We start from the raw sequence: 12,802 nt of genomic DNA, 5'->3' as shown, positions 1-12,802 counted from the left end.
GCAGTCTAACCGACAAAGGGCTTCCTTGCTGGCTTCGCGTGACCACGGTGTGACCGCCGCGCGGCACAAACGCGGCGGAGACCGCGGCACCGCCCCGCAGGCCGGCGCCGCAGTCGCCCGAATTGAGTGCGGCGCGCGTCAGTCGGCGCCGGGATCCGCGGTGAAGCCGGCCGCCGCGATGCCCGCGCTCGCCGCCGCCTCGTCATTATCGGAGGTGTCGCCGGAAATGCCGACCGCGCCGAGCAGCGCACCGCCGGCGTCGCGGATCAGCACCCCGCCCGGCACCGGCACCAGCGCGCCGCCGGCGACATGGCTCACGGCCGCCACGAAGAAGGCCTGCTCCTTGGCGCGCTTGAAGATCGAGCGCGAACCCATGCCGAGCGAGAGCGCGCCGAAGGCCTTGCCGTGGGCGACCTCGAAGCGCTTGAGGCTGGTGCCGTCCTCCGCGGCGGCCGCCTTCACCGCGCCGCGCGCGTCCAGCACGACCACGGCCATGGGCTTGAAGTTGCCCTTTCGGCAGTGGTCCAGGGCGGTGGAAAGAATGGTCTGGGCGGCGGCGAGGCTGAGGTCAGACATGCTTTTTTCCTATCTCGGCAGGCGTCGTTGTGGGCCCCGAATGTCTCTTTCGTCCCTCATGCGTCAAGTCTCGCCTTGCCTTCCGTGCGGATTTTTGCATTCATAATTAGTAGTGCGGAATGAGCGTCACCGTCCCGAGGGGATTCACGCCGTCCACGCCACACAACGAGACCGGAGGAAATCCGGCCCGTCGAGGAAACCAAGAGGAGCTTGTCATGATCCGCTTCGCGCGAATCGTGTCGGCGGTTGCCGGCACCGTTCTGCTTGCATCCGCCGCGACTGCAGAACCCATCGAGATCAAACTCGGCCATGTCGGCGAACCCGGCTCGCTGTTCGACCAGACCGCCCAGGAATTCGCCAAACGCGCGAACGCCAAGCTGGGCGATGAAGCCAAGGTCGTCGTCTACGGCTCCAGCCAGCTCGGCAACGACAGCGAGTTGCTGAAGAAGCTCAAGCTCGGCACGGTCGATCTCGCCCTGCCCTCCACCGTCATGACCACGGTGGCGCCGGAATTCGGCCTGTTCGAGATGCCCTATCTGGTCAAGGACCGCGACCACGCCGCGAAGATCCGCGAAGCCATCATCAAGCCGGTGCTGGTGCCGATCGCGGAGAAGAAGGGCTACACGATCCTCGCGACCTGGGAGAACGGCTTCCGCCAGATCACCAACAACACGCGCCCGATCGTGAAGCCCGAGGACCTCAAGGGCATCAAGCTGCGCGTGCCCAAGGGCGTGTGGCGCGTGCGCATGTTCCAGGCTTACGGCGCAACGCCGAGCCCGATGGCGCTCTCCGAAGTCTTCGTCGCGCTGCAGACCGGCGTGATGGACGGCGAGGAGAACCCGCTCGCCCAGATCTATCCCTCGCGCTTCCAGGAAGTGCAGAAGTACCTCTCGATGAGCGGCCACGTCTACACGCCGGCCTACCTCACCGCCGGCCGCAGCTGGTCGCGCCTGCCGCCCGACGTCCAGAAGAAGATCGCCGAGACTGCGGTCGAGATGGAGCCGGTCGCGCTCGAGATCGCCGCCAACCTCGACAAGGAGCTGCTGGGCAAGCTCAAGGAGGCGGGCATGCAGGTGAACGAGGTCGACAAGCCGGCCTTCATCGCCGCCAGCAAGCCGGTCTACGAGGAATTCGCCAAGGAAGTCCCGGGCGGCCAGAAGCTGATCGACGACTCGCTGGCGCTCGCCAACGGCTCCTGATCCCGCTCGCCTGACAATTCCGGCGGGGGCGACGCCAGTGCGTCCCCGCCGCCTTCCGCCGTCCCGCCGCGGCGCGACCGGCGGGCGTTCGACGCCACGGCCCATGGAAGAAAAATATGCATGCAATCAGAAGGATCTATGACCGGATCCTGGAAGTGATCGCCGCGCTGCTGATGGCGGGCTTGACCGTCATCATCGTCCTCGGCTTCGTATTCCGGACCCTCGGCATCTCGCTCGTCTGGTATGACGAGGTCGCCTCCATCGGCTTGTGCTGGCTGACCTATTACGGCAGCGCGCTGGCCGCCCTGCGTGGCGCCCACATCGGCTTTCCCGGCATCGTCAACGCCTTCCCGCCGGGTCTGCGCGTCGCAGCGACCATCTTCTCCGAACTGGTGGTGCTGGCCTTCTTCGGCATCCTCGCCGTCACCGGCTACGAGGTGCTGGACATCCTCCAGGGCGACACGCTGGTCTCGCTTCCCTCCGTCTCGCTGGTGGTGACGCAGTCGGTCATCCCGATCACCGCCGTGCTCATCATCATCGCCGAGCTCCTGCGCTTCCCCGATGATCTCGCGGCCGCGCGCGGCGCCGGTTTCGAGGACCACGAGCTCAAGGAAGCCCTCGAAACCCTCAACGAGCCCACCCCGGCCAGCACTGGAGCCGCCCGATGACCGGCACGATCGGCCTCATGTTTGTCGGCCTGTTCGCGATGGTTCTGCTGAACGTGCCGATCGCCATCGCGCTCGGCATGGTCGCGGTGATCGCGATCTGGCTCGGCCAGGGCGTGGACATGCTCCCCAACGTCTCCCTCGTCATGTTCGAGGGGGCCACCAACTTCCCGCTGCTCGCGATCCCGCTGTTCATCCTCGCCGGCGGCATCATGAACTCGTCGTCGATCTCGCAGCGGCTGATCAACCTCGCTTCGGCGATGCTGGGCTTCATCCGCGGCGGCCTCGCCATGGTGACGATCGGCTCCTCGATGTTCTTCGCCGAGATCTCGGGCTCGGCCGTGGCCGGCGTCGCCGCGCTCGGCTCGCTGCTGATCCCGGCCATGAAGAGCCGCGGCTACAGCAAGGAGTTCGCGGCCGCCATCTCGTCCTCCTCGGCGAGTCTGGCGATCATCCTGCCGCCCTCGATCCCGATGATCCTCTACGCCGTCATGGCGCAGGTCTCGGTGGTGAAGATGTTCATCTCCGGCCTGCTGCCCGGCCTGCTGGGCGGCGTCGGGCTGGCGGCGGCGAGCTGGTACTACGCCGTCAAGAACGACTTCCCGGTCGAGCAGCGCTTCGCCTTCAGCCGCCTCGTCACCGCCTTCCGCGAGGCGCTGTGGGCGCTGATGCTGCCCGTCATCATCCTCGGCGGCATCTTCGGCGGCATCGTCACCGCCACCGAGGGCGCGGCGGTCGCGGTGCTGGCGGCACTGTTCATCTCGGTCGTGATCTATCGCGAGCTGAGCATGAAGGCGCTCTACCGCTCGCTGATCGACAGCGCGCTGCAGACCGCCGTGGTCATGCTGCTGGTCGCCGCCTCGGCGCTGGTCGGCGTGTTCCTGACCGAGAGCCGGGTGCCGCAGGCGCTCGCCCACTCGATCGCGCAGATCACCACCAACCCCTACATGGTGCTGCTGCTGCTGAACGTGCTGTTCCTGATCCTCGGCATGTTCCTGCACTCGGCCGCGGCCATCATCCTGACCGTGCCGATCGTGCTGCCGCTGATCCAGCAGGTGGGCATCGACCCGGTGCATTTCGGGCTGGTGCTGACGCTGAACCTGGCGATCGGCCAGCAGACGCCGCCCGTCGCCTCGGTGCTGATCGCCGCGTGTTCGATAGCCAAGGCCGACATATGGCAAACGACAAAGGCCAATGTCGGCTTCCTGATGGTGCTGGTCACGGTGCTCCTCATCTGCACCTACGTGCCTTGGCTCGCCTTGGCGCCGACCCAGTGGTTCTACGGCGACCCGACGATCGGCGTGATGCCGGTCAACTGACCCGAAAGGGTGACTGCCCTTCTTGCCCGCCTCCCCGGCCACCGTGCCGGGGAGGTTTTTTTATGTCTGAAGCAGCACGGGCTGCCGGGTCGGCCGGCGTGGAGTGCTCTTGCTGGGCCTAGCGTCGCCTCGCGGACGCGAGTGAGGGCGCTCCCCGGCATCGCGCTGACGACCCGTGGCGTCCTCGGCAAATGTCACAGGTCACGCGCAGCGGCGGCATGAGTGGCCGCTTTGGACAAGACGTGGGCGCCGGCGGTGAGGCGCCATTTCCAAGCTGAACGCGAACGCAGCGGCGACACCCGTGCCCGCCGTCGCCAGCGAGGCGCCACGGCAATGGCCTGCCTCGCTAAGAGGCCGCAACGCCACATACGAAAAAGGCCGCCGGCGAAACCGGCGGCCTTCAGCCTGGAACGATGACGGCCGGGTCGCGCCCGGCCGGTCGCATTACTCCGCCGCCTGCAGCTCCCGCTCGGCGACGCGGGCGGCGGCGAGGCTCTTCGCCAGCACCTGCACCACATGGACCGCGTCGCGGTCCGCGCCGTCGTGGATCTGGTGGCGGCAGGAGGTGCCGTCCGCCACCACCAGCGTGCCCGGCTCGGCCTTGCGCACCGCCGGCAGCAGCGACAGCTCGGCCATGGCGATCGAGGTGTCGATGGTCTCGGCGTGATAGCCGAATGCCCCGGCCATGCCGCAGCAGCTCGATTCCACCGTCTCCACCTTCAGCCCCGGCACCAGCCGCAGCGCCTTCTCCACCGCGCCCATGGCGCCGAAGGACTTCTGGTGGCAGTGGCCGTGCAGCAGCGCCTTCTCGGCGATCGGGGCGAGCGGCAGGTCGAACCGGCCGGCATCGATCTCGCGGGCGATGAACTCCTCCAGCAGCAGCGCATGGGCGCTGAGGCGCTGGGTCTCTTCACCCGGCAGCATGGAGGGCAGCTCGTCGCGGAAGGCGAGAAGGCAGCTCGGCTCCAAGCCCACCACCGGCACGCCGCGGGCGATGAAGGGCGCGTAGGTCTCCACCACCCGCGCTGCCTCCGCCCGCGCCTGGTCGACGAGGCCGGCGGAGAGGAAGGTGCGCCCGCAGCACAGCGCGCGGTTCTTTCCGTCCACCGGGCGCGGCATGTGCACCCGGTAGCCGGCGGCGATCAGCACCTCCAGCGCGGCGACGATGTTCTCCTTCTCGAACCAGCGGTTGAAGGTGTCGGCGAACAGCACCACCTCATGGCCGCCCTCCGGCCCGAACACGCTCTGGTGCTCGCGGAAGGCGTCGGCGCGCCAGCGCGGCAGCGAGCGGCGGGCGCTGAACTGGGCCACCTTCTCGGAGAGCCTGGCCGCGCCGGGAAGCTGGTCGCGCAGGTTCAGCAGCCACGGCACCTTCGAGGCCGCCGCCGCATAGTGCGGCAGATAGGCGACGAGGCGCTGGTGCAGGCTGATGCCCTTTGCCTTCGCCCGCGCCGCCAGCGCCTCGATCTTCATCTTGGCCATGTCGACGCCGGTCGGGCATTCGCGCCGGCAGCCCTTGCAGGAGACGCACAGCTTGAGCGTCTCCATCATCTCGTCGGAGGCGAGCGCGTCGGGGCCGAGCCGGCCGGAGATGGCGAGCCGCAGCGTGTTGGCGCGCCCGCGCGTGACGTCGCGCTCATTGCGGGTGACACGGTAGCTCGGGCACATGACGCCGGCCACCGCCTTGCGGCAGGCGCCGTTGTTGTTGCACATCTCGATCGCGCCCTGCAGGCCGCCGCCCTCGCCGGAATAGCCGGTCCAGTCGAGCGCCGCCTTCATCGGCGGAACCTTGTAGTCGGGCGCGTAGCGGAACAGGCTGCGGTCGTCGAATTTCGGCGGATGGACGATCTTGCCCGGATTGTAGAGCCCCGCCGGGTCGAACCGCTCCTTCACCTCCTCGAAGGCACGCACGAGGCGCGAGCCGAACATCTTCTCGTGGAACTCGGAGCGCACGATGCCGTCGCCGTGCTCGCCCGAATGCGAGCCCTTGTACTCGCGCACCATCTCGAACGCTTCCTCGGCGATGGCGCGCATCGCTTTCACGTCCTTCTCGAGGCGCAGATTGAGCACCGGGCGCACATGCAGGCACCCTTCGGAGGCGTGCGCGTACCAGGTGCCGCGGGTGCCGTTCTTCTCGAACACCTCGGTCAGGCGCGCGGTGTAGTCGGCGAGGTGCGGCAGCGGCACGGCGCAGTCCTCGACGAAGGAGACCGGCTTTCCGGCCTGCTTCATCGACATCATGATGTTGAGGCCCGAGGTGCGCACATCGGCGATCGCGGCCTGCAGGCCCGCCTCGCGCACCGGCACCACGCCGCCCCACTTCGCGCCCGGGCGGTCCCAGCCGAAGCCGAGGTCGCCCATGGTCTCCTCGAGCAGCTTGAGGCGGCGCTCGTTCTCGGCCTCGTCCTCGGCGAACTCGACCAGCAGGATCGCGTCCGGCGTGCCCTGCACGAACTGCTTGAGCGTCGCCTGGAACATGGGGATCTCACTCGCCAGCGCGAGCAGCGTGGAATCGACCAGCTCGACCGCGATCGGCTTCAGCTTCACCAGGTGCTGGGCGGCATCCATCGCCTGGTAGAAGCTGCCGAAATGGCAGGCGCCGATCACCTTCTTGCCGATCACCGGCCAGAGCTTCAGCTCGACGCGGGTGGAATAGGCGAGCGTGCCTTCCGAGCCGACGAGGATGTGCGCGAGGTTGTAGCCGCGCTCATTGGGCACCAGCGCGTCGAGATTGTAGCCGCCGACGCGGCGCTGCACACGCGGGAAGCGCTCGGCGACCTCGCCGGCCTCGCGCGCGCCGATGTCGAGCAGGTCGCGCGCCAGCGGCGCCAGCGGCGAATCGAAAGGCAGGCCCGACAGATTGTGGTCGACCTGCCCGAAATGGGCTTTCGAGCCGTCGGCCAGCATGGCGTCGATCGAGATCACATTGTCGCGCATCGTGCCGTAGCGCAGCGAGCGCCCGCCGCAGCTGTTGTTGCCGGCCATGCCGCCGATGGTGGCGCGGCTCGCGGTGGAGACGTCGACCGGATACCACAGGCCGTGCTGGCGCAGCTGCCGGTTCAGGTCGTCGAGCACGATGCCCGGCTCGACCACGCAGCGCCGGCCTTCAAGGTCGAGCTCGAGGATCTTGTTGAGATGCTTCGAGCCGTCGATCACCAGCGATTCATTGATGGTCTGGCCGCATTGCGAGGTTCCGCCGCCGCGCGGGGTGACCGGAATCCCTTCCGCGCGCGCGAGCGCGATGGCGCGCTCGGCCTCCTCGGCATTGCGCGGTACGACGACGCCGAGCGGCATGATCTGGTAGAACGAGGCGTCGGTCGCGTAGCGGCCCCGGTTGAACCGGTCGAACCACACATCACCCGAGACTTCTGCCTTCAGGCGCCGCTCCAATCCGGGCGCCAGACGTGCAGCCATGATGCTTTCCTTCCCTGCATCCCACTGGTTCGCCGCCGCGCGGTCCCCGGTGGACTTAATCGCATTTTGCATTCATAATTCATTTATGCAAGATCAAGGGGCCGACGGCGTGTCGCCCGGCCGTGGTCTCCGGCGAGGAGCGCCCACGCGACACGGACCACGCAGACGGATCACTTGCAGGTCAGAAACCGGACGCGATCGACGACCGCGCCGCCAAGGGAGAGAACCTATGTCCACCAATGCCGCCCGGGTCGCGGGTCGCCACTTCCTGCAGATCCCGGGCCCGACCCCGGTGCCCGACCGTATCCTGCGGGCGATGGACATGCCGACCATCGACCACCGCGGGCCGGAGTTCCAGAAGCTCGGCCGCCGCGTGCTCGAGGGCATCAAGACCATCTTCAAGACCGAGAACCCGGTCATCATCTACCCGGCTTCCGGCACCGGCGCCTGGGAAGCGGCCCTCGCCAACGTGCTCTCGCCCGGCGACAAGGTGCTGATGTTCGAGACCGGCCATTTCGCCACGCTGTGGAAGAACATGGCCATCAAGCTCGGCCTCAAGCCCGACTTCATCCCCTCCGACTGGCGCATCGGCGCCGATGCCGAGGCGATCGAGGCGAAGCTGCGCGAGGACAAGAATCACGAGATCAAGGCGGTCTGCGTGGTCCATAACGAGACCTCGACCGGCTGCATCTCGCTCATCCCCGAAGTGCGCAAGGCGATGGACGCCGCCGGCCACCCCGCACTGCTGCTGGTCGACACCATCTCCTCGCTGGCCTCGATCGACTTCCGCCACGACGAGTGGGGCGTCGACGTCACCGTCTCCGGCTCGCAGAAGGGCCTGATGCTGCCGCCGGGCCTGTCCTTCAACGCCCTGTCCGACAAGGCGCTGACCGCGGCGAAGAAGTCGTCCATGCCCAAGCTGTTCTGGTCGTGGGAGGAGATGCTCCCGCACAATGAGAAGGGCTTCTTCCCCTACACGCCCGGCACCAACCTGCTCTACGGCCTCGCCGAGGCGGTCGACATGCTGCACGAGGAAGGCCTGGAGAACGTCTTCGCCCGCCACGACCGCCATGCCGAAGCCACCCGCCGCGCCGTGCGCGCCTGGGGCCTCGAAGTGCTGTGCCGCGAGCCCAAGTACTACTCGTCCTCGCTCACCGCCGTGCTGATGCCCGAGGGCCACGACGCCGACGCCTTCCGCGAGAAGACACTGGCGCATTTCGACATGTCGCTCGGCACCGGCCTGACCAAGCTGAGCGGTCGCGTGTTCCGCATCGGCCATCTGGGCGACACCAACGACCTCACCATCCTGGGCGCGCTTTCGGGCGTCGAGATGGGCCTGTCGCTGGCCGGCGTTCCGCACAAGAAGGGCGGCGCCCAGGCGGCGATGGACTATCTGACCGAGCGTGCGGCCAAGCCGATGAAGGCCGCCGCCTGAGGCAGACGACACGCCTCGGTGTGAGTGCTTTTGTCCCGGCCGGCTTGCCATTGTTGCCGGCCGGGGCGATTTAGGGTCGAATTACGACTGGTTCACCGCCGCAGCGTGCGGCATCGGAGTTCCTGCCGGATGGCGATGTCGGATACGGCCATAATTCGTCGGCGCAGCCTGCATGACGAGCTCGCCGCGCAGCTCCGCGACATGCTGGTCAGCGGCGAGTTGCGGGCCGGCGACAAGATTTCCGAGCAGAGCCTGTGCACGCGCTTCGGGGTCTCGCGCACGCCGCTGCGCGAGGCGCTGAAGGTGCTCGCCAATGAGGGGCTGCTGATCCTCTCGCCGAATCGCGGCGCCAGCGTCGCCCGCGTCAGCCCGGAAGAGGTCGACGAGCTGTTCCCGATCATGGGGGCGATGGAAGCCCTGGCCGGCGAAGCCGCCTGTGCCCGCGCCACCGATGCCGACGTCGCCGCCGTCCAGGCGCTGCACGACGACATGATCCGGGCCTACCAGGCGGGCGACGCGGTCGCCTATCTGCGCCTCAACCGGCAGATCCACGAGACCTTCTTCGACATCGCCGGCAACCACGCGCTGCTGCAGCTCTATCACACGCTCATGGTGCGCATTCATGCCGTGCGCTTCATCGCCCAGAAGTCCAGCGCGCGCTGGCGCGAGGCGGTGGAGGACCACGAGGCGATGATGGCGGCGCTGAAGGCGCGCGACGGCGTCCGCCTCGGCGCCATCCTCAAGGAGCACCTGCGCCACAAGGCGGCCATGGTGCACGAATCGCTCGGCCCCGCCGGCAGCCAGGCGGCCGAATAGCTCGGCCTTCGGCGACCTCGCCCGCCCGGCCCTTGCCGCGCTCCCCTGCGGCGCGGCCCGCGGGCACCCTTCTCTTCCCTTTTGTGCTACCTTCGCGCGTGGCGGACGTAACGTCCGCCGGCGGCGCCTCCGCTGCGCCGGCCTCGCCGGGCGATTTCCCGCGCCTTGAACCGTCCTTTTCCGGATCCCATATCTAATTATTGATGCAATCACCCCGATCGGTTAGGTTGCGTTCGGAAGCAGGAAGGTGGCCTTTCCCGCCCGGAACGTTCGACCGAGCGGCTTTCCGGGGCCGGCGATTCCCGTCTATCCTGCCTGAAGGGAACGCACGGCTCGCAGAAGCCGCCGAGGAAGCAGAGAATGCCGAGTAGTCCGCTCGTCCGCCATTCACTTCACGAATCGCTCGTGGCCCCGTTGCGGGAAATGATCCTGCAGGGCGAGTTGCGCGCGGGCGAGAAGGTCCCCGAGGAGCAGCTCTGCGAGCGCTTCGGCGTCTCGCGCACGCCGATCCGCGAGGCGCTGAAGGTGCTCGCGGCCGAAGGCGTGCTGCAGATCCTGCCGCATCGCGGCGCCATCGTCTCGCGCATCACCGAGGAACAGATCGACGAGTTGTTCCCGATCATGGCCTCGCTGGAGCGCCTTGCCGGGCTTCTCGCCTGCGAGCGGGCGAGCGACGCCGACATCGCGCGCGTGCGGACGCTGCACGAGCGCATGATGGTGCATTTCCAGAACGGCGAGGAAGTCGAGTATCTGCGCCATAACCGGCTGGTCCACGAGGCGCATTTCGAGATCGCCGGCAATGTCACGCTGTCGGCCTTCTATCAGCAGATCCTCACCCGCATCCATGCCTGCCGCTTCGTGGTGCGCAAGAGCCGCGAGCACTGGGCGGCGGCGGTGGCCGAGCACGAGAAGATGATGGCGGCGCTGGAAGCCCGCGACGGGCCGCGCCTCGCCGCGCTGCTCGAGGGCCATGTCACCGGCACCACCTCCGGCATCGCCCGGGCCTTCATCAACCGTCTCAACGAACAGCAGCCCTCCCCCGCCCCCTCCGACCGGATGGGCGCGCGGGCCGGCACGCGTGGACGCAAGACCCAGAGCTCGCTCAGCGTCTGAGACGCTTCCTCCCCGACGGAGGAAGCAAGTACTGCGTCCGTAATTATTGATTGTGAATTCGGGTGGATGGGCTGCGGCCCCGAGGCCCACGTCTAGAGAGGAAAGCCCATGAGCGATGTTCTGGACCAGACCCGGGACAAACCCGAGGCAGCGCCCCAGCGCCAGACCGATTCCGCCACCGCCGGCCGCCCGCTCCCGCTGGCGGGGGTGCGCGTGCTCGACGTCAGCCAGGTGATGGCCGGCCCGTATAGCTGCATGCTGCTCGGCGACCTCGGCGCGGACGTCATCAAGATCGAGCCGCCCGGCACCGGCGACCAGACGCGCGGCGCCATGGGGTTCAAGATGAAGGGGCCCGACAGCATGGGCTTCCTCAACATGAATCGGAACAAGCGCTCGGTGGCCATCAACCTCAAGACCGATGCCGGCCGCGAGGTGTTCTACGAGCTGGTGAAGTCCGCCGACATCATCATCGAGAACTACCGCCCCGGCGTGATGAAGAAGCTGAAATGCGACTATGACACCGTCGCCAAGTTCAATCCGCGCCTCGTCTACGCCTCGATCTCCGGCTTCGGCCAGACCGGCCCCTGGGCCACCCGCCCCGGCTTTGACCTGATGGCGCAGGCCATGTCCGGCGTGATGAGCGTCACCGGCCATCCCGGCGGACCGCCGGTCAAGGCGGGCGTGCCGGTGGCCGATATCGGCTGCGGCCTGTTCGCGACCTACGCCGTGCTCGCCGCCTATATCGGCGCCAAGAACACCGGGCAGGGCCAGTATATCGACGCCTCGCTGTTCGAGGCCGCGCTCGCCTTCTCGGTCTGGGACATCTCCGAATATTGGGGTCGCGGCACCCAGCCGGTGCCGCTCGGCACCGCCAACCGGATGACCGCGCCCTACCAGGCGGTGAAGTCGAAGGACGGCTATTTCGTCATGGGCGCCACCAGCCAGAAGCTGTGGCTGCAGCTCTGCGAGACCATCGGCCGGCCGGAGCTCGCCGAGGACCCGCGCTTCAAGACCATTCCCGACCGCCTCGACAACCGCGAAGTGCTGATCGAGGAGCTGGAGAAGAGCTTCGTCACCCGCACCTCGGACGAGTGGGTCGAGACGCTGCTCGGCGTCGGCATTCCCGCCGGCACGATGTACACCTATCCGGAAGCCTTCGAGAGCGAGCACGGACGCCACCGGCAGATGCGCATCGAGATCGACCATCCCAATGAGGGCAAGGTCTCCAATATCGGCTTCGCGGTGAAGCTCACCGGCACGCCGCAGCAGGTGCGCCTGCACCCGCCGCTGCTCGGCGAGCATACGCAGGACGTGCTGAAGGAGATCGGGCTCGACGCCGCCGCCGTCGAGGGGTTCACCGCGCGCGGAGCCTTTTCCTGATGAACGTCGCCGCGAAAGCCGAAGCCGCCGCCCCGAACGCGAAGCCCGCGGCCGACCAGGGCCGTGTGCATCTGGCCATCGACGGGCCGGTCGCCCGCATCACCTTCGATCGGCCGGCCGCGCGCAACGCGATGACCTGGCGCATGTACGAGGAGCTTGCCGAGGCCTGCCGCACGGTCGAGGCCTCGCGCGAGGTCCGCGCGGTGGTGCTGCGCGGCGCCGGCGGCAAGGCGTTTGTCGCCGGCACCGACATCGACCAGTTCCGCGCCTTCTCCTCCGGCAATGACGGCATCGCCTATGAGGAGAAGGTCGAGTCCTTCGTCGGCTCGCTCGAGGCGCTCTCCGTACCGACCATCGCGGTGGTGGAGGGCTGGGCGGTCGGCGGGGGCATGGCGCTCGCCAATGCCTGCGACTTCCGCCTCGCCACGCCCGGCGCGCGCTTCGGCGTGCCGATCGCCCGCACGCTGGGCAACTGCCTCTCCGCCTCCAACGTGCAGCGCCTCGCCGCCACGCTCGGCCTCGATCTGGTGCGGCGCATGCTGCTGCTGGCCGAGATGCCGAAGGCGGAGGAGATGCCGGCCGGCTATGTCAGCATCGTCGAGCCGGAGGAGATCGACGCCCGCGTCGACGAGCTGTGCGCGCGGATCGCCGGCAACGCGCCGATCACCCTGCGCGTGACCAAGGAGCTGATCCGCCGGCTGGCCCACGACCCGCACGCGCCCGACGCCGACCTGGTGCGCCTCACCTATGGCAGCGCCGATTTCCACGAGGGCGTCGAGGCCTTTCTCGCCAAGCGTCCCCCGGAGTGGCGCGGCGAATAGCCCTCTCTCGAAGAGCAACTGAAAAGGCCGGCACCCCGCCCGGGATGCCGGCCTTCCTTTTTCG

At 68.0% G+C, this 12,802-nt stretch carries 10 protein-coding genes; 8 read left to right on the top strand and 2 right to left on the bottom strand.

The features are described 5' to 3' along the window. Window positions 1-138: 138 nt before the first annotated feature. Entirely contained in the window at window positions 139-576 is a 438-nt protein-coding gene (locus NVS83_RS02915; protein WP_258730836.1) for a GlcG/HbpS family heme-binding protein, read from the bottom strand. A gap of 215 nt (window positions 577-791) precedes the next feature. Between NVS83_RS02915 and NVS83_RS02910 the strand changes: the two genes are divergently transcribed. From NVS83_RS02910 to NVS83_RS02900, 3 genes are all read left to right on the top strand, one after another. Then, window positions 792-1,775: a TRAP transporter substrate-binding protein gene (locus NVS83_RS02910; RefSeq protein ID WP_258730837.1), complete on the top strand. Its 984-nt coding sequence runs from the start codon at window positions 792-794 to the stop codon at window positions 1,773-1,775. Window positions 1,776-1,891: 116 nt separating this feature from the next. After that, entirely contained in the window at window positions 1,892-2,443 is a 552-nt protein-coding gene (locus NVS83_RS02905) for a TRAP transporter small permease (protein WP_258730838.1), read from the top strand. After that, a complete protein-coding gene (locus tag NVS83_RS02900; RefSeq protein WP_258730839.1) occupies window positions 2,440-3,759 on the top strand; it encodes a TRAP transporter large permease in 1,320 nt (439 codons plus the stop codon). The genes NVS83_RS02905 and NVS83_RS02900 overlap by 4 nt, the downstream gene beginning before the upstream one ends. Before the next feature lie 444 nt (window positions 3,760-4,203). On the opposite strand, the gene NVS83_RS02895 is transcribed toward NVS83_RS02900, so the two are convergent. Beyond that, a complete protein-coding gene (locus NVS83_RS02895) occupies window positions 4,204-7,173 on the bottom strand; it encodes an FAD-binding and (Fe-S)-binding domain-containing protein (RefSeq protein WP_258737981.1) in 2,970 nt (989 codons plus the stop codon). A 229-nt stretch (window positions 7,174-7,402) separates the two neighbouring features. On the opposite strand from NVS83_RS02895, the gene NVS83_RS02890 reads away from it, so the two are divergent. From NVS83_RS02890 to NVS83_RS02870, 5 genes are all read left to right on the top strand, one after another. Then, window positions 7,403-8,608, top strand: a complete 1,206-nt coding sequence (locus NVS83_RS02890; protein WP_258737980.1) for a pyridoxal-phosphate-dependent aminotransferase family protein — start codon at window positions 7,403-7,405, stop codon at window positions 8,606-8,608. Between the two features lie 129 nt (window positions 8,609-8,737). Further along, window positions 8,738-9,424, top strand: a complete 687-nt coding sequence (locus NVS83_RS02885; protein ID WP_258737979.1) for a GntR family transcriptional regulator — start codon at window positions 8,738-8,740, stop codon at window positions 9,422-9,424. A gap of 360 nt (window positions 9,425-9,784) precedes the next feature. Then, window positions 9,785-10,537 carry a GntR family transcriptional regulator gene (locus NVS83_RS02880; RefSeq protein ID WP_258737978.1) on the top strand — a complete coding sequence of 251 codons (753 nt, stop codon included), beginning with the start codon at window positions 9,785-9,787 and terminating at the stop codon, window positions 10,535-10,537. 108 nt (window positions 10,538-10,645) lie between these two features. Continuing rightward, window positions 10,646-11,917, top strand: coding sequence for a CaiB/BaiF CoA transferase family protein (locus NVS83_RS02875; protein WP_258730844.1), 1,272 nt, complete (start codon window positions 10,646-10,648; stop codon window positions 11,915-11,917). Then, window positions 11,917-12,738, top strand: coding sequence for an enoyl-CoA hydratase/isomerase family protein (locus NVS83_RS02870; protein ID WP_258737977.1), 822 nt, complete (start codon window positions 11,917-11,919; stop codon window positions 12,736-12,738). Before NVS83_RS02875 ends, NVS83_RS02870 begins: the two co-directional genes overlap by 1 nt. Window positions 12,739-12,802: the final 64 nt, after the last annotated feature.

Source organism: Ancylobacter mangrovi, from assembly GCF_024752335.1.
Lineage (GTDB): Bacteria > Pseudomonadota > Alphaproteobacteria > Rhizobiales > Xanthobacteraceae > Ancylobacter > Ancylobacter mangrovi.
The sequence above is the reverse complement of the archived record's forward strand: the minus strand, read 5'-3'. Positions and strand labels throughout refer to the sequence as shown.

Coding starts and splice junctions, on each gene's coding strand:
- NVS83_RS02885 (WP_258737979.1), top strand. CDS start 8,738: ATGGCGATGTCGGATACGGCCATAATTCGTCGGCGCAGCCTGCATGAC.
- NVS83_RS02915 (WP_258730836.1), bottom strand. CDS start 576: ATGTCTGACCTCAGCCTCGCCGCCGCCCAGACCATTCTTTCCACCGCC.
- NVS83_RS02870 (WP_258737977.1), top strand. CDS start 11,917: ATGAACGTCGCCGCGAAAGCCGAAGCCGCCGCCCCGAACGCGAAGCCC.
- NVS83_RS02895 (WP_258737981.1), bottom strand. CDS start 7,173: ATGGCTGCACGTCTGGCGCCCGGATTGGAGCGGCGCCTGAAGGCAGAA.
- NVS83_RS02900 (WP_258730839.1), top strand. CDS start 2,440: ATGACCGGCACGATCGGCCTCATGTTTGTCGGCCTGTTCGCGATGGTT.
- NVS83_RS02880 (WP_258737978.1), top strand. CDS start 9,785: ATGCCGAGTAGTCCGCTCGTCCGCCATTCACTTCACGAATCGCTCGTG.
- NVS83_RS02910 (WP_258730837.1), top strand. CDS start 792: ATGATCCGCTTCGCGCGAATCGTGTCGGCGGTTGCCGGCACCGTTCTG.
- NVS83_RS02905 (WP_258730838.1), top strand. CDS start 1,892: ATGCATGCAATCAGAAGGATCTATGACCGGATCCTGGAAGTGATCGCC.
- NVS83_RS02875 (WP_258730844.1), top strand. CDS start 10,646: ATGAGCGATGTTCTGGACCAGACCCGGGACAAACCCGAGGCAGCGCCC.
- NVS83_RS02890 (WP_258737980.1), top strand. CDS start 7,403: ATGTCCACCAATGCCGCCCGGGTCGCGGGTCGCCACTTCCTGCAGATC.